Raw genomic sequence first — 24,547 nt, forward strand, 5'->3', positions numbered from 1 at the left:
AGCAGGCAAAATCCGACAATACAGAACCGGGCGGTACAGGCCGGAAGTTGACTTGCCGATTCATTCCAGCCGCCCATTAATAGGTATTTCGGATTTGACGCCTCGCCTCCCTATCCGGCCGAGGGTGCGAATACGACAACGCCGGAAACGGCGGGCATTCACGGCATGTGAAACGATCAGATCCGCTCTGGGACACGGGCCCGGCGCCGCCCCGCCGCCGGTCCCGCGCCCAGCAGGTGGCGATAGAGGACGTCAACCTGTTCGACCACGGTGCGCACGTCGTGCCGGCCCATCACGTGCTCGCGCAACCGGGCGCCGCGCCGCTCGCATTCGATCGGATCTGACAGCGCGTCCCCCATACGGGTGGCGAGGGCCCGCGCGTCCTCGGGCGGGACCACCGCGTGCGCCAGCTCGGACGGCGGCAGGCACTCCCGGGCGCCGGGCACGTCGGTCAGCAGCACCGGACGGGCGGCCGCCATCGCCTCCAGCGGGGCCAGCGCCATCCCCTCCCAGCGTGAGGGCAGCACCACCAGGTCGGCCGCCGCCAGCCACGGGCGCGGGTCCGGCACGTCCCCGACCAGCCGGATCCGGGCGGGCTCGGCGGTCTGCCGGACCAGCTCCGCGACCCGCTGCTCCTCCGGCCCGCCGCCGACCAGCGCCAGCCGGGCCCGCGGCACCCGGCGCAGCACCTCCGGCCAGGCGGCCAGCAGCACGTCCTGGCCCTTCTGCCGGCACAGCCGCCCGACGCACACCGCGAGCGGGGCCTCCAGGTCCAGGCCGAGCGCGATCCGGGCGGCGCGGCGGTCGGCGGGCGCGTAGTGGCGCACGTCCACGCCGTTGGGCACCACCGCCCAGTCGGCGTGCAGCCCGGCCGCCACGCCGTCGGCCCGCTCCTGGACGCTGACGCACAGCAGCCGGTGCGACCAGCGGGTGGCGAAGCGCTCCCAGCGCAGCGTGGCGGCGGCCAGCGCGCCGTCGACGGCGGCGAAGGACCAGGCGTGCGGCTGGAAGACGGTCGGCACCGTGCCGTGCACCGCGAGCCGCCCGGCCAACCCGGCCTTGGCGCTGTGCAGGTGGACCACGTCGGGCGCGGCCGCCCGGACGATCCGGCGCAGCCGCCAGGCCTCGGCGGGGGTGCCCGGGCCGGGCGGGCGCCGGGCGGGCCAGTCCTGGACCAGCGCGCCCACCGCGGCGGCCTCCGCGGCCAGCCGCCCGCCGCGCGGGCAGGCGACCAGCACCCGGTGGCCGGCCTCCCGCTGGCCCCGGACCAGATCGGCGACGACGCGGGCGACCCCGCCGTCCACCGGTTGGGAAATGTGAAGGATCGTCATATGCACGGCGGCGAGCCTAGGGTGGCCCACCGGTGCCGGGCGGCCCCCGTCACCCGCAGGTGGCGGTTCGGCCACCCGTACGGCTTTCGGCTCGTACGGGAGACCGAACCGCTCGAATCCCCGGGCGATTCGAGCGGTTCGATGGATCTACGCGCGCGAATCGCGCGGTTGGCGAATCCGCGGGGCCGGCGGACCGTGGTGGTCCCGGCGGCCCCACGTGGACCTCGGTGGGCCTCAGCGGACCTCGGCGGCCAGGTTGGCCAGCACCTGGTCGTGGATCCGGTTCAGGCCCTTCGGGGCGAAGGTGCGCTCGAAGAAGCCGCCGATGCCGGTGGCGCCCTGCCAGGTGGCGGTCACGGTGACCTTGGCGCGGCCCTCGCCGACGGCCGAGACGGTCCAGGTGATCACCATGCTGGAGTTGGCGTCCTTCTCGACCAGCTGGTCGGGCTCGGGCGCGGAGACGGTGAAGAGGCAGTCGCGCACCCGCTTCTCGGTGGCCTGGAGCTTCCAGTGCACCTGGGTGCCGGCACCGGTGCCGCCGACCCGCACCTCGTACTCGCTGTACTGCGCGGGCAGCAGCTTCGGGCGGGTCACCTGGTAGTCGGCCAGCGCCTCGTACACCCGCTCGGGCGCGGCGTCGTAGACCCGCTCGGTGGTGGCCTGCACCTGTCCCATGACCTTGCTCTCCTCATGTGGTGGGAACCGCTCTGTCCGGCAAGCCAATCACAGGGTCCAGCCCGCGACGCGGCGGGATAGGGTGGCCGGTGTGCTCGATCTGGTGACTGCTGTGCGCTACGTCGACCCGCTGCGGGCCGGCGGCTCCGTTCCGGGCGTGGTGGAGACCGACGACCTAGGCACGTACGTGGTCAAGTTCACCGGGGCCGCGCAGGGCCGCAAGGCGCTGATCGCCGAGGTCATCGTCGGTGAGCTGGCCCGGCGGCTGGGCCTGCGGGTGCCGGAGCTGCGGCTGGTGGACTTCGACCCGGCCGTCGCCGCGGACGAACCGGACGCCGAGATCCAGGACATGCTCAAGGCCAGCGCCGGGGTCAACCTCGGGATGGACCTGCTGCCCGGCGCGCGGGACTTCCGGCCGGGGATGATCACGGTGGACTCGGCCGAGGCCGGCCGGGTGGTCTGGCTGGACGCCCTGACCGGCAACGTCGACCGCACCGTGCACAACCCCAACCTGGTGGTCTGGCACGGGCGGCTCTGGCTGATCGACAACGGCGCCGCGCTGATCTTCCACCACCGCTGGGCGGGGGCCGAGGCCTCGGTCGGCAAGCGGTACGACCTCAGCGCGCACGCGCTCGGCGGCTCGGCCCCGGACGTCCGGCTGGCTGACGAGGAGCTCGGGCCGCTGGTCACCGTGCCGCTGCTGGAGGAGGTGGCGGCACTCGTCCCGGACGAGTGGCTGGCCGGCGAGCCCGGCTTCGACTCGGTGGACGCCGTCCGGCACGCCTACGTCGCCCACCTCGCCGCCCGGGTGGTGCTCTCCGAGGAGTGGCTGCCGGAGGGCTTCGCCACGCCCGAGCAGCTGCGCGAGGCGGAGCGGCGGCGGGCGGCCCGGACCAGGGCCGGGCGGCCGGCCTGGCTGCGGGACGTACCGGACCTGCACGGCAAGCCGTCGGTGGAGACGGCCTGGGAGCAGTACGCCGACGAGGGCTAGCCGGGTTCGGGCCCGACGCGGCCGGAACGCCGACGGGTGGGAACGCGACCGGGGAGCGGACCCTGTGGGCCCGCTCCCCGGTTCTACTGTTCAGTGCTGTCCGCGGTCAGCGCGTCAGCGCCACCACTGGACCGCCTTCTCGGCGTTGACCAGGCCCGCGCCGTAGAAGCCGTTGTCGTTCGTGGTGCCCTCGCAGGTGGCCTTCCAGGCACCGGCACCGCCCGGGTTGAACTCGCCCTTCGGGCACGGGACGGACTCGGCGTGGCTGGTCAGCATCTCGGTCAGCTCGTCCGGGCTGGCCCACGGGAAGGTGCTGGCGAGCAGCGCGACCACGCCGGCGACGTGCGGGGTGGCCATCGAGGTGCCCTGCATGTAGCCGTACTTGCCACCGGGGATGGTGGACAGGATGCGGCCGTCCTTGTCGGGGGTGTCCGGGAGCTGGAAGCGGCGGTCGCCACCGGGCGCGGTGACGGAGACGACGCCCTTGCCGTAGCTGGAGTAGTACGCCTTGACACCCTCGGAGCCCACCGCGGAGACGGCGACGACGCCGGGCAGCTCGGTCGGCAGCGACAGGCAGTCGTTGGTGACCGGGCGGGAGGCGGGGGTGGTGTCGTCCGGGCTGGCCACGTCGACGGTCTTGTGCGCCAGGTCGAGGTTCTCGTTACCGGCGGCGGCGACGTTGAGGACGCCCTTGCGCTGCGAGAAGGCGACGGCCTTGCGGACGGCGTCCGAGATGGCGGCCTGGTCCTTGTCCGTCTTGCAGTTGAACATCCACGGGTCGACGAAGTAGCTGTTGTTGGTCACCTTGAAGCCGTGCTCGCCGGCCCAGACGAAGCCGCAGACCGCGTTCTCCGGGTAGATGAACCCGCCGTCGTCGACGACCTTGACGGCGGCCAGCTTGACGTTCGGCGCGACACCGACGATGCCCTTGCCGTTCTTGGCGGCGCCGATGGTGCCGGCCACGTGGGTGCCGTGGTCGCTGGTGGTCGGCTGCCAGGCCTTCCAGTCGGTGTTCGTCCTGCCGTCGATGCAGGAGACCGACTGCGAGGCGTCCACGTTGGCGGCCAGGTCCTCGTGGGTGGCGTCGATGCCGGAGTCCAGGACGCCGACGGTGACGTTGCGGCTGCCGAGCGAGATCTTGTGGGCCTTGTCGGCACCGATCTGACGCATGTCCCACTGGTAGGCGTCGTAGGGCTCCTGGCCCGGGGCGGCCGCGGCGGCCGGCTCGGCGGCGACGTCGGCCTTGCCCTGGTCGGAGGCCTGGATGCCCTTGGTGCGGCTGGCACCGACCGAGTCGACGCCCTTGGCCAGGCGCAGCTTCTCGGCGAACTTGGTGTCGTTCGAGCGGGCGACCACGACGCCGACCTGCTCGTACGACTGGACCACCGTGCCGCCGAGGCCGGTGATGGCCTTCTCGACCTTCTGCACCTGACCGTGGTTGGCCTTGGTGTTGACGACGTAGCTCATCACCGGACCGGTCGTCGGGTCGGCCGCGGGGGCCGCGACGGCGGTGCCGGCCGGCAGCGCGAGGGCGCCGGCAGTGGCGAGCACGACGCCCACTGCCGCGTACCGGGTACCGCTGATCCGAGGAACACGCATGAGGGTTGGCCTCCCGAGTCGTCAAGGCGGCAGCTGCGGTGGCAGGTGCGCTTGGGAATGACCGGGACGCTAATGAATATTTGCTTATAAGCGCAAGAGGTAGTCATCTAATCGTCACATCTGAACCAGAAACCGGGATGCGACCGTTCGGGGGTCAACAGGGAAACAGAGGTCAAGAGTGTTAAAAAGTGATGGTTCGCCGACGTGCGGCCACACCCCTCGGAACCTCGGCCACCAGCGCGGATCGCGCCGCTACAACGCGTACAACCGACGCGCGTTGCCGCCCGCGACCAGGCCCGCCACCCGCTCGGCGTCGGCCGCGGAACAGGCGCCGTCGGCCTGCCAGTCCGCCAGCACCGCGCCCAGTCCGTACCGGAACTGACAGGTCCCCACCAGAAAGAGTTCGGGCAGCCCGTAGGCGTCGGTGGAGAACAGCAATTTTCCGAACGGGGCCAGCTCCAGCATCTCGCCCAGCACCGCGGCCACCCGCGGCCCGGTGTAGGAGGCCGTCAGCCCGAGGTCGGTGTACACCGTCGGGAAGGCCTGGGCCAGCCAGGCGGCCTGCCGGTGGTACGGGTAGCCGTGCAGCAGCACCAGCGGGACGCCACTGGGCTCGGCGGCCCGCACGAAGTCCGTCAGCAGCGACGGGTCGGCCCGGTGCAGGGTGACGTCCGGATCGCCGAAGCCGGTGTGGAGTTGGAGCGGCAGGCCGAGCTCGGCGCAGACGTCCACGGCCGTCCAGAGCAGGTGGTGCAGCAGCACCGGATCCGTCAGCCGGCCCCGCCCGGCGCGCAGGTGGGCGCCGGCCGCGGCCACCACGGCCGCGGTGGCGGGGCGTTCGGCGGGGGCCGCCAGCCCGTGCCGGTAGGCGAGCACCGACTTGACCGCGACGGCCCCGGCGGCGGCCGACCCGAGCGCCTGCGCGACGGCCCCCGGCCAGTCCCCGGCGCCGGCCGTCACCGCCGCGGCGACCGACTCCAGCCGGACCACCTCGCGCACCGACGCCCCGGTGGCCCCGGCGAGTTCGGCCAACGGCAGCAGCTCGTGGCCCGCGGCGGTGGTCAGCCCGGTGTCCACCAGGCAGGTGTCCAGCCCGGCCGCCGCCAGCAGCCGCCCGGTGGCCCCGGCCACGCCCAACTCCCGCCGCCGGGCCAGGTAGTCGGCGGCCGGGGCGTGCGCCGGCAGGCCGAGCACGGGCGGGCACCAGCGCCGCACCGCGAGGCCCAGCGCGCTGTCGAAGGGCGAACAGCCGGGCGCGGGCGGGCGGTCGGACTCGGTGAGCAGCCCGGCCAGGGCGTCGTCGGCGAGCTCGGCCGCCACCACGCTGTGGCAGTGGTGGTCGACCAGCGCGGGCCCCTCCGGCCGGGCCACCGCTCAGTACCGCCAGCGGGTGGCCGCGACCAACTCCTCGGGCGTGACGGCCGCGTACTGCTCCCGCTCCGCCCGGCGCACCGCCAGCACCGCCTGGTAGAGCGGCTCGCCGAGGGCCTCGCGCAGCACCGCCGAGCGCTCGTACGCGGCGATCGCCTCGGCCGGGGAGGCCGGCAGCCGGGGCACCGTGCCGGGCTCGGCGGCCGCCGGATCGCCGGTGAACTCCGGTGGCAGCGCGCGGCGTTGCTCCAGCCCGGCGAGGCCGGCCGCGATCACCCCGCCGACCGCCAGGTACGGGTTGGCGCTCGCGTCGAAGCACTTGACCTCGGCGTTGGCGGCGGCGGACCGCTCCCCGGTGGAGCCCGTCACCAGGCGCAGCGCGGCCTCCCGGTTCTCCAGGCCCCAGCACTGGTAGGCGCCCGCCCAGTGCGACGGCACCAGCCGCAGGTACCCGGCCGGGCTGGAGCAGCCCAGCACCAGCAGTTCGGGCAGCGCGTCGAGCACCCCGGCGAGGAAGCCCTCGGCCTCGGCCGTCAGGCCGTGCGGGCCGGGGCCGCCGTGGCCGAGGTTGCGCCCGTCGCGCCAGAGGCTGACGTGCAGGTGCCCGCCGTTGCCGACGCCGCCCGGCTCCACCACCGGGGCGAAGGAGACCCGCAGGCCGTGCCGGGCGGAGACCGCCCGGACGGTGTGCCGGACCAGGACGGAGGTGTCGGCGGCGGCGACCGGGTCCTCGGGGGCGACCGAGACCTCGAACTGGCCCGGGGAGTACTCGGGGTGGATCTGGAGAACGCTCAGGCCCTGCCGGCCGAGGGCGCGCAGGACGTCCCGCAGGTAGTCGGAGAGGTCGGTGACCCGGTGCATCCCGTACGCCGGGCCGTGCGTCGGGTACTGCGGCTCCTCCCCCGGGGCGCCGGCCAGGGCGACCGTCCACTCGACCTCGATGCCCGCCTTGAGGCTCAGGCCGCGCGCGGCCGCCACGGCCCGGGCCCGGCGGGCGAACAGCCGCTGGCAGCCGGGGTGCGGGGCGCCGGCCTGGGTGTACCTGTCCCCCGGGGCCCAGGCCCAGCCGGGCTGGGCGGCCAGCGGGACGATCCGGTCGAGGTCCGGGTAGAGCCTGAGGTCCCCGGTGGGGCCGCCGATGATCGGGCTGGTGGTGATCGCGTCGTCGGCGAGGAAGACGTCGAAGCAGGGCGCGGTGCCGACGCCCCACTGCGCGGCGTGCAGCAGGCCGCCGAGCGGCACGGCCTTGACCCGGGTGATGCCCGCGTTGTCCACCCAGGTGACGGCCACCGCCTCGACGGCCTCGGTGCGCAGCCGGTCGACGGCCTGCGCCGCCCGGGCGGCCCGCTCCTCGCGCGGTGGCAGCGCGACGGCCGCCACCGCGGCGGCGGCGAGCCGTTCGGCGGTGACGGGCGGCTCGGCGGGCCCGGGCGCGGTGGGGTCGACGGCGGCGGTTCCGGTGGTCATGCCGTCATGCTGCCCCGCCAGTCGGGGTCGGGTAACTCCCCTATCGGGTGGTCCTGCGGGCGCCCCCGTTCACCCGTTCACCCGTTCGGGGCGAACCTGGCGGTCAACTCCCCCGCGGTGATCCGCTCCAGGGTGTCCGGGGCCGCGTCGGTCGGGCCCGGGTAGAGCCGGTAGAGCGTCCCGCGCAGCTCGGCCGGAGCGGGCACGTCGGCGTGCACCAGGGCGGCGAACGCCCGCGTGCCGCCGAGGCGTTCGGCGATCAGCCGGGCGGTGTCGTCCGGCGGCCGCTCGGTGCGCCGGTCGCTCTCGTGGCGGGCGCGCAGCCGCTCGGCGAAGGCGCTCACCGGCTCGTCCGCGCCCCGGCGGTAGACGTCGAGCCCGCGGCCGGTCCGGTCGCGGACCAGCACCTCGTCGCTGCCCGCCGCGGCGGTGGCGCAGGCGAGGTCCCACAGGGTGGCCCGGGTGCCGGGCGCGAAGTGGGTCAGGACGTCGGCGGCCAGCGAACCGACCGCGGCGTGGTGCCGGTCGAGGTTGTGGAACCCGGTGCCGGAGCCCACGTTGAGGTCGGTCCAGGTGTAGGCGCGGGACCGGAGGTCGACGATCATCGGCACGCAGATCCTGGCGTCCCCGGCGAGGTCGAGGCGCTGGCGGACGTCCTTCGGGCGGAAGGCCCCCCTGTGCCGCTTGGCGCCCTGGGCGGGGTCGAGGGCCATGAACCCGGCGAAGGCGTCGGTGAGGTCCTCGAAGGGGACGTCGTTGTAACTGAACACCACGACCACGGCGTACCGGGCCCCGGCCCCGCCCAGCGCGGGCAGGTCGAGGTCGACGAACTCGGTGGCGCCGTGCGGCGGCGGGGCGCTGGTGTAGTCGCCGGAGTGGACGGCGGCGCGCGGCCCGGCGACCAGCCGGGTGTAGTCGCACAGACCGGTGAACTGCCAGTCCTCGTCGTAGAAGGCGACCGACAGGTCGAGGTCCACCCGCTGGTGCGGACGCTGCATCCAGTGCACGAACAGCCGCAGCCGCTGCCCCTCCGGGAGGGGTTGCACGCTGCCGCGCGGCACCGCGACCAGGGTCCTGGCGCTGGCGCGCTCGGCGAAGGGCACCACCAGGTCGGCCAGCGCGGCGTCCAGCACGGCCACCTCGTAACGCTCCCGGCCCTGGACCGACTGCCCGGCCCTGCGCAGCAGTTCGGCTTCGATCAGGGCGCAGACGGGCGCGCTGAGCCCGGCCGGGACGGGCGTGCCCCGGTCGGCGCGGGCGTGCGCCGAGGCGACCCGGCCGCGCGGGAAGAACAGCCGCCGCTCGCCGTACTCGCGCGGCGCGCGCAGCCGTCCGTACGCGCCGAGCAGCGGGCCGGGGGCGACGGCGCGCAGGGCGACGGGCAGCGCCTCGGCGAGTTCGGCGGGCAGCGGTTCGCCGGGGAGCCAGGCGGCGTGCACCCGCAGCAGGTGGTGCAGCCGGCGCACCAGTTCGCCCGGACGGCGGGCCAGCAGCTGGACGGCGGCGGGCAGGTCGCCCTGTTCGAGGGCGTGCTCGACCCGGGCGGCGAAGGTCTCCACGGTCAGCCGGCCGTGTCCGCCGGGTGTCTCGCGCACCCGCAGCGGGGCGGGCGCCTCGCGCAGCAGCGGGCCGAGGCCGTGCAGGTCGAGGTCGCTCTGCCGGAGGACCGCGAACGCGGCCGCCGCGTGAGGGAAGCGGGCGTGGTGCTCGTACGGGTGCAGCAGTTCGCCGACCCGCAGCCAGGGCTCGCGGTGGCGGCGCAGGTCCTCGGCGAGGGTGCCGGCCGGGAACGCGTCCAGGACGGCGAGCAGGTCGCGGCGCAGCGGGCGGGGCAGGTTGCGCAGGCGCAGCGTGCTGGCGGTCTCCGGCAGCAGGTCGGGTTCGGCGCCGGACCACGCCCAGATCAGCCGCAGGACGTCGGTGGCGGTGGTGAGGTGGGCGGCGAGCAGCGGTCGGGCGGCCTCCCGGTCGCGGTGCAGCAGGGCGGCCAGCACGGTGGCGCGGGTCTCCCGGACGGGGATCTCGGCGGGCAGCCAGCCGGCCGGGTCGGCGGGGGCGTGGTGGAGCAGCAGGGCGAGGTCCTCGCGGTCCTGCGGGCTCAGCGGGGTCTGCCGGGCGAGCAGCGCGGCCAGTGCGGTGGCGGCGAGGGCGTCCACGTCCTCGGGGTCGGCCAGGCGCAGCGGCTTGAGCTGCTGTCCGGACCGCAGTTCGCGGGCGGCGTTGCGGGCGGCCCTGGTGTCGGTGGACAGCCGGCGCTTGCGCTCCAGCCGGGTGTGGCAGAGCGGGCAGCGGTGGTCGCCGCCGGCCTCGACCAGTTCCAGGTAGCAGTCGCCGCACAGCAGGTGGGCGCAGGGGGCGAGGGCGCCGATGCCGGCCTCCAGGCTGGTCCGCTCGCAGAGCAGGCAGACCTGGCTCGCCTGGCAGAGCAGGTAGCCGCGGATGATCGCGGAGTAGTCGGCGTGGGCGTGCGAGGGCACGCCCTCGGGGAAGCGGCGGAACAGCGGGGTGTGGCTGCGGTCGGCGCCGAGCATCGCGTCGATGCCGCGCAGCAGCCGGGTGCCGGCCGCGGCGAGGTCGAGCGGGCGCAGTCGGCCGAGGGCGGCCCGCAGCGGTGCGGTGAGCACGTAGCCGCGCCGGGCGAGGTCGGCCTCCAGGACGACCAGCCCCTGGGCCGTCCAGGGCTGGGGTTCGCCGGGGACGGCTCCGGGCTCGCCCAGGACCGTTCCGTGGCGGCGCAGCAGGTAGGCGTCCAGACCGGCCCGCGGCGCGGTGGTGCTCGGATTCTTCACAGCTCTTCCCCCGTGGGAACGACGAAGCGGGGGCGGAGAGTGGGCGCACTCGGGTTCATTTTGCAGATGAGTGAGAAGGAAGCACGCCGCGGAGCCGCCCCCGCGTCGATCACCCTAGCGAACGCCCGCCCGCGGCCCCGAACGGTTTTCCGGTCCCGCCCTCTTCCTACTCGCGAGTAGCTTCGCTACAGTGGCCGGGCACGCACCACCGCCGGGCTTCGGGAGCCGCACCGGCGGCAGGCCGCGGTCGCCGCTTCTCCGGCGCCCGCGCGGTGCGCCTTCACCTTCACCGGCCGGTGCCGCGGACCGCGGCGGGCCGGGTTCCTCCTCGTATCAGGGCCGCCTCCTTCACCTTCGAGCGCCTGAGCACCACGGCACACCCGCGATCGGGCCGGAGCGGACCGGCCCCCGGCCCGGTGTGCCGACACCCCGTCATCTCCCCAGCCCTCGCGCGTGGACCCTCCTCCGGCGGCGGCCGCCCCCGGCGTACGGGCGCGGCGGCGTGCCCGCCGGAGCACGCGCGGGCCCTTCATGACTAGGAGTACAGGACAGATGGAGCGTCCCTTCCCCACTGTCGCCGTCGTCGGCCTCGGCACGATGGGTGCCGGCGTCGCGGTGGCCGTCGCCAAGAGCGGCCGCCGGGTGATCGGCATCGAGGCCACCGAGGACTCGGCCGCCCGGGCGCTGGCCCGGATCGAGGAGGCCACCGCGCACGCGGTCGGCCGGGAGCGGCTCACCGCCGAGGAGCGCACCGGGCTGCTGGCCCGGATCTCGGTCGGCCACGAGCTCGCGGCCGCCGCCGGGGCGGACCTGGTGATCGAGGAGGTCCCCGAGCAGCTGGAGCTGAAGCGGGAGGTCTTCGCCGAGCTGGACCGGATCTGCCCGGAGGGCACCGTGCTGGCCACCGGCACCACCGCGCTGTCGGTGACCCGGATCGCCGCCGCGACCGCCCGTCCGGAGCGGGTGCTCGGCCTGCACTTCTTCAACCCGGTGCACGGCATGAAGCTGGTCGAGGTGGTCCGCACCGTGCTGACCTCCGCGCGGACCGCCGAGGACGCCGCCGCCTTCGCCCGCGACCTCGGCAAGGAGCCGGTGGCGGCCGGCGACCGGGCCGGCTTCGTGGTGAACGGCCTGCTGTTCGCCTACCTGAACCAGGCCGCCGCGATGTTCGAGTCCAAGTACGCCTCGCGGGAGGACATCGACGCCGCGATGCGGCTCGGCTGCGGCCTGCCGATGGGCCCGCTGGCGCTGCTCGACCTGATCGGCGTCGACACCGCGCGCACCGTGCTGGAGGCGATGTACGAGCAGTCCCGGGACCGCCTGCACGCACCGGCCCCGATCCTCGGCCAGCTGGTCGCGGCCGGGCTGCTGGGCCGCAAGACCGGCCGCGGCTTCTACACCTACGAGGCGCCGGGCTCGTCCCGCGCCGTGGACGCGGCGACCGGGCCGGCCCTGCCGAAGGTGCCGGGCCGGGAGGTGCGCACCGTCGGCGTCTGCGGCTCCGGGACGATGGCCACCGGCATCGCCGAGGTGTTCGCCAAGGCCGGGCACCCGGTGCTGCTGGCCGCCCGCAGCCAGGAGAAGGCCGAGGCGGCCAAGGCGCAGCTGGCGAGGTCGCTGGAGCGCTCGGTGGCCAAGGGCCGGCTGTCCGCGCAGGCGCGGGACGCCGCGCTGGCGCTGGTCACCCCGGTCGGCCAGTACACCGAGCTGGCCGAGGTGGACCTGGTGGTCGAGGCGGTCGCCGAGGACCTGGCGGTCAAGCGCGAGCTGTTCGCCACCCTGGACAAGATCGTCCGGCCGGGCGCGGTGCTCGCCACCACCACCTCCTCGCTGCCGGTGATCAGCTGCGCGACCGCCACCTCGCGGCCGCAGGACGTGATCGGCATGCACTTCTTCAACCCGGCCCCGGCGATGAAGCTGGTCGAGGTGGTCTCCACGGTGCTGACCGCGCCGGACGTCACCGCGACGGTGCTGGAGCTGACCGCGAAGGTCCGCAAGCACCCGGTGGAGTGCGGCGACCGGGCCGGCTTCATCGTCAACGCGCTGCTCTTCCCCTACCTGAACGACGCGGTGCGGATGCTCCAGGAGCACTACGCGACGGTGGACGACATCGACACCGCGATGAAGCTCGGCTGCGGCTACCCGATGGGCCCGTTCGAGCTGCTGGACGTGGTCGGCCTGGACGTCTCGCTGACGATCGAGCGGGTGCTGCACCAGGAGTTCCGCGAGCCCGGTCTGGCGGCCGCGCCGCTGCTGGAGCACCTGGTCGCGGCGGGCTGCCTGGGCCGCAAGACCGGCCGCGGCTTCCGCGACCACGCGCGCCGGTGACCACCCCGCAGGCCGGGGGCGGCCCGTACGAGCTGCCGTACGAGCCGCCCGCGGCCGGACCGCACGCCGCGCCGCCACCGGGCTCCATGGCCTCCCCGCGCCCCGTCTGGAGCCCCGGGACGGCGACCTCCCGCTGGCCCCGCCCGGCCGTGACCGGACCGGTGGTGCCGGTGCGGCGGGGAAGGGCCGCGGGCGCGCCGTCCGGGCCGTGTAGCGTTCCGGACATGGATCGGGTTCAGTCAACCTCCCCGCAGCACCCCGCCGGGCCGCACGGCGGCGCCGACCGGACCAGCCCCTCGACCGGGGGCACCGGGCCGGAGGGCGGGCCGGGCAGCCGCCGGGCGGCGGCGCAGCGCCAGCAGATGCGCCAGGACCTGGCCACGGCCGCGATGGAGCTGTTCGCCTCGCAGGGCTACGAGGAGACCACGGTCGACCAGATCGCGGCCGCCGCCGGGGTGGCCCGGCGCACCTTCTTCCGGTACTTCCGGTCCAAGGAGGAGGCGATCTTCCCGGACCACGACGACACCCTGGTGCGGGTGGCCGACCTGCTGGCCAGCGCGGAGCCGGAGGAGCACCCGCTGGACGTGGTCTGCCGCGGCATCAAGGAGGTGCTGCGGATGTACGCCTCCACCCCGGGGGTGTCGGTGGCGCGGTACCAGCTGATCCGTCAGGTCCCGGCGCTGCGCGAGCGGGAGATCGCCGTGGTGGCCCGCTACGAGCGGCTGTTCACCCGTTACCTGCTGGGCCGTTTCGACACCGGCGAGTCCATCCCGTCCGGCTGGCAGCGCGGCGGCGAGGACGACTCGATGCTGGCCGAGGTCTCGGCGGCGGCGGTGGTCGCGGCGCACAACCACGTGCTGCGGCGCTGGCTGCGGGCCGGCGGCCGGGGCGACGTGGAGGCACAGCTGGACCACTCCTTCGAGGTGATCCGGCGGACCTTCTGGGCCTCCAGTGCCCCGGGTGCCAGGAGGCGGGGATCGGTGGTGGCACCGGGTGCCAACGGGACCCCGGGGGACGCCGGGGTCGAGAGCGCACTGAGTGCCAGTCCCGGAGGTGAGGTGCTCATCACAGTCGCCCGGACGGACGCTCCGCTGGACGTCGTGGTGGACAGCATCCGGGCCGCGCTGAGTGGCGTCCGGGAGTCGTAGACCCAGTATTCACGCAGGTCAGAGCGGTATCGAGGGCCCGCGCCGAGTTGTCGGCGCGGGCCTTTCGCATGCCCGCGCAACGCGCGTCACGCGGCCTCCGAACCGGCTCGAATTCCTGGCACCCGGTGTCTTTACGAGTGGCACAGGGTGCCACTACCTTGTTACTCACCAGTCGCGGCGCCGCGGCTCCCCACCTCGGCGCGCCGTCGTCCGGCGTTCCCACACCCCGGGAGCAGAGAGCCAGAACGGCCCGGTCCACCCCGGGTGCCCCGTCTGACCCGCCCACCACCCACCTCAGCGAAGCCGGTGTCCGCTCCCGGCTCCCCCAGACGCCCTGTGACCCTCGCACAGGTACGCCTTCGGAGGCAGCCATGCAGGAAATCCTCGACGCGATCCTCAGCACCGACAGCACGTCGGCGGACTTCGCGGCGATCAAGCTCCCCGAGTCCTACCGGGCGGTGACGCTCCACAAGGACGACGAGCAGATGTTCGCGGGCCTCGCCAGCCGCGACAAGGACCCCCGCAAGTCCCTTCACCTCGACGAGGTCGCCCTGCCCGAGCTGGGCCCGGGCGAGGCCCTGGTCGCCGTCATGGCCAGCGCGGTGAACTACAACACCGTCTGGAGCTCGATCTTCGAGCCGGTCTCCACCTTCGGCTTCCTGGAGCGGTACGGCCGGCTGTCGCCGCTGACCAAGCGCCACGACCTGCCGTACCACGTGGTCGGCTCCGACCTGGCCGGCGTGGTGCTGCGCACCGGCGCCGGGGTCAACGCCTGGAAGCCCGGCGACGAGGTCGTCGCGCACTGCCTCTCGGTCGAGCTGGAGTCCGCGGACGGCCACAACGACACGATGATGGACCCGGAGCAGCGCATCTGGGGCTTCGAGACCAACTTCGGCGGCCTGGCGCAGCTGGCCCTGGTGAAGACCAACCAGCTGCTGCCCAAGCCCCGGCACCTCACCTGGGAGGAGGCCGCCTCCCCCGGCCTGGTCAACTCCACCGCGTACCGCCAGCTGGTCTCGCGCAACGGCGCCGGCATGAAGCAGGGCGACAACGTGCTGATCTGGGGCGCCAGCGGCGGCCTCGGCTCGTACGCCACCCAGTACGCGCTGGCCGGCGGCGCCACCCCGATCTGCGTGGTCTCCAGCGACCAGAAGGCCGAGATCTGCCGCGCCATGGGCGCCGAGGCGATCATCGACCGCTCCGCCGAGGGCTACCGGTTCTGGAAGGACGAGAACAACCAGGACCCGCGCGAGTGGAAGCGCCTCGGCGCGAAGATCCGCGAGTTCACTGGCGGCGAGGACGTGGACATCGTCTTCGAGCACCCGGGCCGGGAGACCTTCGGCGCCTCGGTGTACGTCACCCGCAAGGGCGGCACCATCGTCACCTGCGCCTCCACCTCCGGCTACATGCACCAGTACGACAACCGGTACCTGTGGATGTCGCTCAAGCGGATCGTCGGCTCGCACTTCGCCAACTACCGCGAGGCCTTCGAGGCCAACCGCCTGATCGCCAAGGGGAAGATCCACCCGACCCTCTCCAAGGTCTACACCCTGGAGGAGACCGGCCAGGCCGCCCTGGACGTGCACCACAACAGGCACCAGGGCAAGGTCGGCGTGCTCTGCCTGGCCCCCGAGGAGGGCCTGGGCGTGCACGACGCGGAGTTCCGCGCCAAGCACCTCGACGCCATCAACCGTTTCAGGAACATCTGATGACCGAGCCCCGGAAGCGCGACCGCCCCTGGCTGATGCGCACCTACGCCGGCCACTCCACCGCGAGCGACTCCAACGCGCTCTACCGGCGGAACCTGGCGAAGGGCCAGACCGGCCTGTCCGTCGCCTTCGACCTGCCGACCCAGACCGGCTACGACTCCGACCACGTCCTCGCCCGCGGCGAGGTCGGCCGGGTCGGCGTCCCGGTCGGGCACGTCGGCGACATGCGCACCCTGTTCGACGGCATCCCGCTCGAACGGACCAACACCTCCATGACGATCAACGCCACCGCGATGTGGCTGCTGGCGCTCTACCAGGTGGTCGCCGAGGAGCAGGGCGCGGACATCGCCACGCTCACCGGCACCACCCAGAACGACATCGTCAAGGAGTACCTGTCGCGCGGGACGCACGTCTTCCCGCCCGGCCCGTCGGTGCGGCTGATCACCGACATGATCGCCTACACGGTCGGCAGCATCCCCAAGTGGAACCCGATCAACATCTGCAGCTACCACCTGCAGGAGGCCGGGGCGACGCCCGTCCAGGAGATCGCCTACGCGATGTGCACCGCCATCTCGGTGCTCGACGCCGTGCGCGACTCCGGCCAGGTGCCGGCCGAGCGGATGGGCGAGGTGGTCGCCCGGATCTCCTTCTTCGTGAACGCCGGCGTGCGCTTCGTCGAGGAGATGTGCAAGATGCGCGCCTTCGCCCGGCTGTGGGAGAAGGTCACCCTGGAGCGCTACGGCGTCACCGACCCCAAGCAGCGCCGCTTCCGGTACGGCGTCCAGGTCAACTCGCTCGGCCTGACCGAGGCCCAGCCGGAGAACAACGTCCAGCGGATCGTCCTGGAGATGCTGGCCGTCACCCTCTCCAAGGACGCCCGCGCGCGGGCCGTCCAGCTGCCCGCCTGGAACGAGGCGCTCGGCCTGCCCCGGCCCTGGGACCAGCAGTGGTCGCTGCGCATCCAGCAGGTGCTGGCGTACGAGTCGGACCTGCTGGAGTACGGCGACATCTTCAACGGCTCCCAGGTGATCGAGGCCAAGACCGAGGAGCTGCTGGCCGGCGCCGAGGCGGAGATCGCCAAGGTGCTGGAGATGGGCGGGGTGATCCCGGCCGTCGAGTCCGGCTACCTGAAGTCCAACCTGGTCGCCTCGCACGCCGCCCGCCGGGCCCGGATCGAGTCCGGCGAGGACAAGATCATCGGGGTCAACTGCTTCGACACCACCGAGCCGAGCCCGCTCACCGCCGACCTCGACACCGCGATCATGGTCGTCGACCCGGCCTCCGAGCAGTCCGTGCTCGCCGCCCTGGAGGCCTGGCGCGCCGAGCGCGACGAGGCCGCCGTCCAGTCGTCGCTGGCCGAGCTCAAGGCCGTCGCCGCCACCGAGGCCAACCTGATGCCGGCCACGCTCGCCTGCGCCCGGGCCGGCGTCACCACCGGCGAGTGGGCCTTCGCCCTGCGCGAGGTCTTCGGCGAGTACCGGGCGCCCACCGGCGTCGGCGGCGCCCCCGTCGCGGTGGCCGCCGAGCCCGGCGGCGAGCTGGAGCAGGTCCGCGCCGCGGTCGCCGCGACCGCCGCGGAGCTGGGTGCCGGCAAGCTGCGCCTGCTGGTCGGCAAGCCCGGCCTGGACGGGCACTCCAACGGCGCCGAGCAGATCGCCGTCCGGGCCCGCGACGCCGGGTTCGAGGTGGTCTACCAGGGCATCCGGCTGACCCCGGAGCAGATCGTCTCCGCCGCCGTCGCGGAGGACGTCCACTGCGTGGGCCTGTCCATCCTCTCCGGCGCGCACAGCGAGCTGGTGCCCGACGTCCTGAAGCGGCTGCGCCGCGCCGGGGTGGAGGATGTCCCGGTGATCGTGGGTGGCATCATCCCGGCAGCGGACGGCGAGGCCCTCAAGGCCGCCGGCGTCGCCGCCGTGTTCACCCCGAAGGACTTCGGCATCACCACCATCATCGGCCGGATCGTGGACGAGATCCGGCTGGCCAACAAGCTCCAGCCGTGGACGTCCGCACCGACCGCGGCCACGAACTGACCAGCTGACCAGCTGACCACTGGGAAGGAACCCTCGATTCTGATGACTGCTGTCAACCGACTGCGCCCGCGCCGCTCCTGCCTCGCCGTACCGGGCAGCAACCCGCGCTTCCTGGAGAAGGCCCAGGGCCTGCCGGCCGACCAGGTCTTCCTCGACCTGGAGGACGCCTGCGCCCCGCTGGTCAAGGAGAGCGCCCGCCACAACATCGTCGACGCCCTCAACAACGGCGACTGGGGCGGCAAGACCCGCGTCGTGCGCGTCAACGACTGGACCACCCACTGGACCTACCGCGACGTGATCACCGTGGTCGAGGGCGCCGGCCCCAACCTCGACTGCATCATGCTGCCGAAGGTGCAGGACGCCGAGCAGGTCAAGGCGCTCGACCTGCTGCTCACCCAGATCGAGAAGACCATGGGCTTCGAGGTCGGCCGGATCGGCATCGAGGCGCAGATCGAGAACGCCAAGGGCCTGATCAACGTCGACGCCATCGCCGAGGCCTCGCCCCGACTGGAGACCATCATCTTCGGCCCCGCCGACTTCATGGCCTCCATCAACATGAAGTCGCTGGTGGTCGGCGAGCAGCCGCCCGGCTACGGCGCCGACGCCTACCACTACATCCTGATGCGCATCCTGATGGCCGCCCGCGCCAACGACCTCCAGGCGATCGACGGCCCCTACCTCCAGATCCGCAACCAGGAGGGCTACCGCGAGGTCGCCCGCCGCTCGGCCGCCCTCGGCTTCGACGGCAAGTGGGTGCTCCACCCGGACCAGGTCGCCGCCGCGAACGAGATCTACTCGCCCTCGCAGGAGGACTACGACCACGCCGAGCTGATCCTCGACGCGTACGACTACTGCACCTCCGAGGCGGGCGGCGCCAAGGGCTCCGCGATGCTCGGCGACGAGATGATCGACGAGGCCAGCCGCAAGATGGCGCTGGTCGTCGCCGGCAAGGGCCGGGCCGCGGGCCTGCAGCGCACCACCAAGTTCGAGATCCCGGAGGCCTGAGCAGCCATGCAGTTCGGACGCACCTACGAGGAGTTCGAGGTCGGCGCGGTCTACAAGCACTGGCCCGGCAAGACGGTCACCGAGTACGACGACCACCTCTTCTGCCTGCTCACCATGAACCACCACCCGCTCCACCTGGACACCAACTACGCCGGGAAGACGACCGACTTCGGCAGGAACGTCGTGGTGGGCAACTACGTCTACTCGCTGCTGCTCGGCATGTCCGTCCCGGACGTCTCCGGCAAGGCGATCGCCAACCTGGAGATCGAGTCGCTGCGCCACATCGCGCCGACCTTCCACGGCGACACGATCTACGGCGAGACCACCGTGCTCGACAAGTGGCCGTCCAAGTCCAAGGACGACCGCGGCATCGTGTACGTCGAGACCAAGGGGTACAAGCAGGACGGCACGGTCGTCTGCGTCTTCCGCCGCAAGGTGATGGTGCCGACCGCGACGTACACCGAGGAGCGCGGCGGCGAGCAGCCCGGCCGCCCGACCCCGCTCTCCTGAGCCCCTCCCCTCTATAGGGGCCCGCTTTTCACCGCGGGCCCCTCGAGAGACCCCGGACGGGCAGGCCGCCGTCATCGGCCGCGCCCCACCCGGCCCGGGGGCCCTGCTGCCGCAGCCACGCCGGCAGGGCCCCCGCAATCCCCCCCCCGGGGATTCCCCGACTTTTCCGCAGACCCTCAGACCTTTCGGAGCCGCACGATGGGACGCCTCGCACAGACCGACGGCCTCACCGAGATCCAGCGGGACATCCTCGCCACCGTGCGGGATTTCGTCGACAAGGAGATCATTCCGGTCGCGACCGAGCTGGAGCACAAGGACGAGTACCCGACCGCCATCGTCGAGGGGATGAAGCAGCTCGGCCTGTTCGGCCTCACCATCCCCGAGGAGTACGGCGGCCTCGGCGAGTCGCTGCTCACCTACGCCCTGGTGGTCGAGGAGATCGCCCGCGGCTGGATGTCGGTCTCCGGCATCGTGAACACCCACTTCATCGTGGCGCACATGATCAACGCCCACGGCACCCAGGAGCAGAAGGACCACTTCCTGCCGAGGATGGCGGCCGGCGAGATCCGCGGCGCCTTCTCGATGTCCGAGCCGGGCCTCGGCTCCGACGTTTCGGCCATCTCCACCAAGGGCGTCAAGGACGGCGAGTTCTACGTCCTCAACGGCCAGAAGATGTGGCTCACCAACGGCGGCACCTCCACCCTGGTCGCGGTCCTCTGCAAGACCGACGAGGGCGGCAGCAGCCCGTACAAGAACATGACCACCTTCCTGATCGAGAAGGAGGCCGGTTTCGGCCCGAACCCCTCGGTTCCCGGCCTGACCGTGCCCGGCAAGATCGAGAAGATGGGCTACAAGGGCGTCGACACCACCGAGCTGGTCCTCCAGGACGTCCGCGTCCCGGCGAACCGCGTCCTCGGCGGCGTCCCGGGCCGCGGCTTCTACCAGATGATGGACGGCGTCGAGGTCGGCCGCGTCAACGTCGCCGCCCGCGGCTGCGGCGTCGCCCGCCGCGCCTTCGAGCTCGGCATCGCCTACGCCCAGCAGCGCTCCACCTTCGGCAAGAAGATCGCCGAGCACCAGGCGATCCAGTTCAAGCTCGCCGAGATGGCCACCAAGGTCGAGGCCGCCCACCAGATGATGGTCATGGCCGCCCGCAAGAAGGACGGCGGCGAGCGCAACGACCTCGAGGCCGGCATGGCCAAGTACCTCGCCTCCGAGTACTGCAAGGAGGTCGTCGAGGACGCCTTCCGCATCCACGGCGGCTACGGCTTCTCGAAGGAGTACGAGATCGAGCGCCTCTACCGCGAGGCCCCGATGCTGCTCATCGGTGAAGGTACTGCGGAGATCCAGAAGATGATCGTCGGGCGCCGGCTCCTCGAGGAGTACCGGATCGCCGACTGACCCCCGGGCCGCCCGCCGACGCACCCCGTCGCCGGGCGGCCCCCTCGAACCGCCGGTCGACGGGCGTGCGGGCCCGTCCCGGCGCGGGGCCGTGCCCCGTCACGGGCCCGGCCTGGTCCGCCTGGGTCCGGCACGGCCCGCCGGAAGCGGCCGCAGGGCGTACAGCTGCAACGACGCGCCCTACGGCCGCTTCCGCACACCCGCTTCCGGCCGCTACGGCCGTTTCGTCCGCCGGGTTCCGTCCGCGCACCCGTTGAGACAAGAGTCACCAGCCCTGTCGGGTCCCTTGGGAACCGGACCGGGCCGAGCTACGGTCGTAGGAGTGGACGCGCACACGCGCCGCCACCGGACACGTGAACGAGCAGGCGGGTTGCCCACCCACCGTCTGCTCCCGATAGCATCCACCGGGACAGCAAGCCGTCCCTCTATTACCGATTCCGCGGTGGCCCCCGTCCAGCGGCCATGATCCCCCGCGACAAAGGTCTTCGATGCCCATCAGCCCGTCCCCTCACACCTCCGTCACGGACCGCGATGCCCTCGCAGCCCCGACGGCCGGTCGGCGACCCCGCGTGACCATCGCGCGCGGAGCCACCCCCTGGTTCGTCCCCACCCTCGCCACGGCCGCCGTGACCACCGCCCTCACCCGGCGCAGCGGCAAGTGGGCCCTGGCTGCGGTACCCGCCTGTGCCCTCGGCGCGGGCATGCTGTGGTTCTTCCGCGACCCCGAGCGTGAGATCGGCACGGGCAGAGTGATCTCCCCCGCCGACGGCGTGGTGCAGAGCATCGACGCCTGGCCGGACGGCCGCACCCGGGTCGCGATCTTCATGAGCCCGCTGAACGTCCACGTCAACCGCGCGCCCCTGCCGGGCACCGTGACGTCGGTCGAGCACGTCGCGGGCGGCTTCGTCCCCGCGTTCAACAAGGACAGCGACCAGAACGAGCGGGTCGTCTGGCACTTCGACACCGAGCTCGGCGACATCGAGATGGTCCAGATCGCGGGGGCCGTGGCCCGCCGCATCGTGCCGTACGTGGACGCCGGAACCAAGGTCGAGCAGGGCGACCGGATCGGTCTGATCCGGTTCGGGTCCCGCGTCGACACCTACCTGCCGGCCGGCGTCGAGGTCGGCGTCGAGGTCGGCCAGAAGACCACAGCCGGGGTGACGCGCCTTGACCGTGACTGATCCTGAGACAATCGTCGGCCTGGACGACGAGGAGACGGCCCTGCGCCGCCGCCGCTGGGCACGGGACCGCGAGCTGCGTGCCCCGCGCTCTCCCCAGCACCTGTCCACGGCCGACTTCCTGACCCTGGGGAACGCCGTCTGCGGCTTCCTGGCGATCTACTCGATCACCACCGGGGTCCTGGTCCCGCACATCACCAACCCGGACGCCGCTCCGGACCGGCACAGCGCCGCCACCGCGGTCACGCTGCTGCTGATCGGCTCGATGTGCGACCTCTTCGACGGGCTGGTGGCGCGCAAGCTGCGCTCCTCCGCCCTCGGGGCGGAACTGGACAACCTCGCGGACCTGATCAGCTTCGGCATCGCGCCGGCCTACTTCGTCGCGGTCTGGGGCATGGTCTCCCCGGGTTCCAACAGCAAGCTGTCGGCGCTGATCGCGCTGACCGTACTGCTCGCGGTGGTCCTGCGGCTGGCCCGCTTCTCGGCCGTCAAGATGCGGCCCGGGGTGTTCCAGGGCATGCCCTGCCCGATGGGCGCGATGACGGTGATCGCCATCGTGCTGCTCGACCCGCCGTTCCTGCCCGGTCTGCTCGCCATCTTCGGCGCCGCGTACCTGATGGTCAGCCGGATCGAGTACCCGAAGCCGCAGGGGCTGCTGGCCACCGCCACGCTCTGCTGGGTCGTCGTCGCGATCGGCTGCCTGGCCGCCTGGGCGACCGGGCTGCCCGGCGGCGACAGCCTGATGCACGTCGGCGCGTTCGCCCAGATCACGCTCGCCGCGATGGCGCCGCTGCTGGTCATCCGCCGCAAGGTGGGGCAGAAGGTCGGCGACGTCCGCGCCCGGCGGGCGGAGTCGCGGCTCGGCTGAGCCGTCCCACGACCGGCATGGGGAAGGGCCCGGAACCTGATGGTTCCGGGCCCTTTCCGTGTTCCCGTGTTCCTGTGCGCCCGTGTTCCCGTGCGCCCGTGCGGCTCAGGCGCCGCCGGTGTGCACGCTGAACGCCGAGCGGCGGGCCGCCCGGGCCACGCCCGGGTCCGGGTGCACGCTCGAGACCGCCGTCAGCACCGAGGCCGCCCGCGGGTGGCCGGACTGCCGGGCCCGGGCGAACAGCCGGACCGGGTCGCCCGCCGCGGCGCCCTCGACGTGGCCCACCAGCAGCTCGGTCTCGCCGTGGTCGAGCACCGCGGCCGCGGTGTCCACCCAGAGCCAGGCCGCGTCCTCCGCGCCCAGCACGTCCGCCGGGGCGACGCCCTCGTCCGCGCGCTCCGCCAGCCACAGCAGCGCGTACGGGCGCAGCACCGGCTCGTCCACCGCCGCGCGCACCGCCTGCTCGGCCGGTCCGCCGGCCACCCGCAGCGCCTCGAAGGCCAGCCCGCGCACCAGCGCGTCGTCGCCCTGGGCGGCGTCCAGCAGCTCGCCCACCGCCCGGTCGGCCGGCCGGGCCGCGACCCAGGCCCGGAACTCGGCGCGGGCCGGGCCCGGCGAGTAGTCCGCGCAGGCGTTCAGCAGCTCGAAGGCGCTCTGCTCGATGTGCCCGGCCGCGGTCTGCGCGACCGTGCAGATCTCCTCCAGCTTCGCCCGCACCGCCCAGTGGCCGAGCGGCGACAGCTCCGCGGCGTCGTTCCTGCGCACCAGGGCGCCGACGGCCGCCAGGCCGTCCAGCATCCAGTCCAGGACGGCGGCCACGTCCGAGGGCGCGGCGGGGGTGTCGATCTGCGGCGCACGGCAGGTGCCGCGGACGGCGGAGACGGCCGAGGCCGCGTGCGGCACCGGCGACAGGCCGGGTCCGCCGAGGCCGGTACCGACCCGGCGCTCGTCCAGGCCGCGGCGCAGCAGCTCCAGCAGCTCGCTCTCGGCGACCGGGCCGTCCACCAGGTGCAGGAAGGAGAGCAGCTGCGGGGCCTGGTCCACGGCCTGCCCGGCCAGGACGGCGAAGACGCCGCGCAGCGCCGCGGGCGGCACCGGGGCGAGCAGGGTCCAGGCGTCGAACAGCGCCGACCAGCCGCGCACCACGGCCTCGTCGTCGTGCTCCCAGGCGTGCAGGCGCCAGCCGGGGCCGGCTCCGCCGTCCCGGGCCTCCACCAGGCCCACCAGCAGCGCCTGCCCCCACGCCTTGGCGGCGGCACCGACCGTCATGGCCAGGGCCCGGCCCGCCGCGCGGGCGTCGTCCGGGAGCAGCTCGCCGCGCTTGTCGACCTCGGCCAGCTCACCGGCCCAGCGGGCGACCCGGACGGCGTCCACCAGCATCCGGCGGGCCAGCGGCGCCAGCTCGGAGGGTGCCGGAAAGCCCTCCGGCACGGGAACCCTGCCCCGCCCGGGAGCCGGAGCGGGCCCTCGTCGCCGGGGTACTGCGTTACGGGGGACTCCCGCCCCGCCCGGCCTGCCACCGGCGGGCCGTTGGGCCGTTCCGGGGAGACGGGTCACCGTCGCACCGGTACCGATCGTCGGCGGGAGCGGGGCATCACGGTCGCGCGGGTTCCGAGACGTCACGTCGAGCAGTCTTCCCCTTGTACCGGCCTTCTGTCACATCCGGTTGTCCGTACGACCGGGCGACCGCCGGTGGCACCTCCGCAAGATCGGGCAACAACGGCAAACCGCCTGGCCGGAAACGTGTGACCTGCCCATGCCATGGGGGGCGGCCCGGTTGCCGGGAATGCTCGGGCGGTCACCGTGCGTACGGGTGGGGGGTAAGGGGTCGGGCCAAATATTGCTCCTGACAGCCGAGGGGCCCGTACGGGGGCGTTTCGGCCCGGCGACGCCCGGCGGGACTGTCCAGCCCGAATCCGGACGGATGGTGGGCGGCGTGATCGGGATCGAGCCGCACCGGAAGTCGGCCGGGCCGACTTTTCACGCGGGCCCGGAGGAATGGGAGGAACGTTCATTCTCGGACGGGGGGAATCGCACCGGGAAAAGCGGCGGGGACCAGCCGAAAACGCCCTCGCGCACAGGGGGGGTGGTTGAGGGGCCAGGGCCTGTCGTCGAACTCCCGTCGTCCGCCCGGAGGGCGGGCGGGG

The 24,547-nt window shown here is 73.4% G+C and carries 17 protein-coding genes; 10 read left to right on the forward strand and 7 right to left on the reverse strand.

Annotation, left to right across the window (positions count from 1 at the left end):
• Positions 1 to 176 precede the first annotated feature (176 nt).
• Both AMK13_RS07600 and AMK13_RS07605 read right to left on the reverse strand, forming a co-directional pair.
• Positions 177 to 1,331 carry a glycosyltransferase gene (locus AMK13_RS07600; RefSeq protein ID WP_074001616.1) on the reverse strand — a complete coding sequence of 385 codons (1,155 nt, stop codon included), beginning with the start codon at positions 1,329 to 1,331 and terminating at the stop codon, positions 177 to 179.
• Positions 1,332 to 1,565: 234 nt separating this feature from the next.
• A complete protein-coding gene (locus AMK13_RS07605) occupies positions 1,566 to 2,006 on the reverse strand; it encodes an SRPBCC family protein (RefSeq protein WP_074001617.1) in 441 nt (146 codons plus the stop codon).
• 91 nt (positions 2,007 to 2,097) lie between these two features.
• Here AMK13_RS07605 and AMK13_RS07610 point away from each other — a divergent pair, with 91 nt between their 5' ends.
• Entirely contained in the window at positions 2,098 to 2,997 is a 900-nt protein-coding gene (locus AMK13_RS07610; RefSeq protein WP_049659266.1) for a HipA family kinase, read from the forward strand.
• Positions 2,998 to 3,111: 114 nt separating this feature from the next.
• Here AMK13_RS07610 and AMK13_RS07615 read toward each other — a convergent pair whose 3' ends face one another.
• The 4 genes from AMK13_RS07615 to AMK13_RS07630 form a co-directional block, all read right to left on the reverse strand.
• Positions 3,112 to 4,596 carry a S8 family peptidase gene (locus AMK13_RS07615; RefSeq protein WP_074001618.1) on the reverse strand — a complete coding sequence of 495 codons (1,485 nt, stop codon included), beginning with the start codon at positions 4,594 to 4,596 and terminating at the stop codon, positions 3,112 to 3,114.
• A 252-nt stretch (positions 4,597 to 4,848) separates the two neighbouring features.
• Positions 4,849 to 5,967 (reverse strand): amidohydrolase family protein, encoded by a 1,119-nt coding sequence (locus tag AMK13_RS07620; protein WP_074001619.1) that lies wholly within the window; start codon positions 5,965 to 5,967, stop codon positions 4,849 to 4,851.
• A gap of 3 nt (positions 5,968 to 5,970) precedes the next feature.
• Positions 5,971 to 7,434, reverse strand: coding sequence for a glutamine synthetase family protein (locus AMK13_RS07625; RefSeq protein ID WP_079271935.1), 1,464 nt, complete (start codon positions 7,432 to 7,434; stop codon positions 5,971 to 5,973).
• 77 nt (positions 7,435 to 7,511) lie between these two features.
• Positions 7,512 to 10,223 (reverse strand): MXAN_6230/SCO0854 family RING domain-containing protein, encoded by a 2,712-nt coding sequence (locus tag AMK13_RS07630; protein ID WP_241852791.1) that lies wholly within the window; start codon positions 10,221 to 10,223, stop codon positions 7,512 to 7,514.
• A 552-nt stretch (positions 10,224 to 10,775) separates the two neighbouring features.
• On the opposite strand from AMK13_RS07630, the gene AMK13_RS07635 reads away from it, so the two are divergent.
• The 9 genes from AMK13_RS07635 to AMK13_RS07675 all read left to right on the forward strand — a co-directional run bounded on the left by AMK13_RS07635 (position 10,776) and on the right by AMK13_RS07675 (position 22,400).
• Positions 10,776 to 12,551 carry a 3-hydroxyacyl-CoA dehydrogenase family protein gene (locus tag AMK13_RS07635; protein WP_079271936.1) on the forward strand — a complete coding sequence of 592 codons (1,776 nt, stop codon included), beginning with the start codon at positions 10,776 to 10,778 and terminating at the stop codon, positions 12,549 to 12,551.
• A 224-nt stretch (positions 12,552 to 12,775) separates the two neighbouring features.
• Entirely contained in the window at positions 12,776 to 13,699 is a 924-nt protein-coding gene (locus AMK13_RS07640) for a TetR family transcriptional regulator (RefSeq protein WP_074002103.1), read from the forward strand.
• Positions 13,700 to 14,070: 371 nt separating this feature from the next.
• Positions 14,071 to 15,408 (forward strand): crotonyl-CoA carboxylase/reductase, encoded by a 1,338-nt coding sequence (ccrA, locus tag AMK13_RS07645; protein WP_074001621.1) that lies wholly within the window; start codon positions 14,071 to 14,073, stop codon positions 15,406 to 15,408.
• A complete protein-coding gene (locus AMK13_RS07650) occupies positions 15,408 to 17,438 on the forward strand; it encodes a protein meaA (RefSeq protein ID WP_049655664.1) in 2,031 nt (676 codons plus the stop codon). Before ccrA ends, AMK13_RS07650 begins: the two co-directional genes overlap by 1 nt.
• A gap of 42 nt (positions 17,439 to 17,480) precedes the next feature.
• A complete protein-coding gene (locus AMK13_RS07655) occupies positions 17,481 to 18,443 on the forward strand; it encodes an HpcH/HpaI aldolase/citrate lyase family protein (protein ID WP_049655662.1) in 963 nt (320 codons plus the stop codon).
• Positions 18,444 to 18,449: 6 nt separating this feature from the next.
• A complete protein-coding gene (locus AMK13_RS07660; RefSeq protein WP_049655661.1) occupies positions 18,450 to 18,953 on the forward strand; it encodes a MaoC family dehydratase in 504 nt (167 codons plus the stop codon).
• 198 nt (positions 18,954 to 19,151) lie between these two features.
• Positions 19,152 to 20,354: an acyl-CoA dehydrogenase family protein gene (locus tag AMK13_RS07665; RefSeq protein ID WP_074001622.1), complete on the forward strand. Its 1,203-nt coding sequence runs from the start codon at positions 19,152 to 19,154 to the stop codon at positions 20,352 to 20,354.
• A 488-nt stretch (positions 20,355 to 20,842) separates the two neighbouring features.
• Positions 20,843 to 21,535, forward strand: coding sequence for a phosphatidylserine decarboxylase (locus AMK13_RS07670; protein WP_049655656.1), 693 nt, complete (start codon positions 20,843 to 20,845; stop codon positions 21,533 to 21,535).
• Complete coding sequence (locus AMK13_RS07675) at positions 21,522 to 22,400, forward strand: CDP-alcohol phosphatidyltransferase family protein (protein ID WP_369808332.1); 879 nt, start codon at positions 21,522 to 21,524, stop codon at positions 22,398 to 22,400. Before AMK13_RS07670 ends, AMK13_RS07675 begins: the two co-directional genes overlap by 14 nt.
• A gap of 105 nt (positions 22,401 to 22,505) precedes the next feature.
• On the opposite strand, the gene AMK13_RS07680 is transcribed toward AMK13_RS07675, so the two are convergent.
• Positions 22,506 to 23,831 (reverse strand): hypothetical protein, encoded by a 1,326-nt coding sequence (locus tag AMK13_RS07680; protein ID WP_074001623.1) that lies wholly within the window; start codon positions 23,829 to 23,831, stop codon positions 22,506 to 22,508.
• Positions 23,832 to 24,547 lie beyond the last annotated feature (716 nt).

The organism is Streptomyces sp. CB02056 (assembly GCF_001905545.1).
GTDB lineage: Bacteria > Actinomycetota > Actinomycetes > Streptomycetales > Streptomycetaceae > Kitasatospora.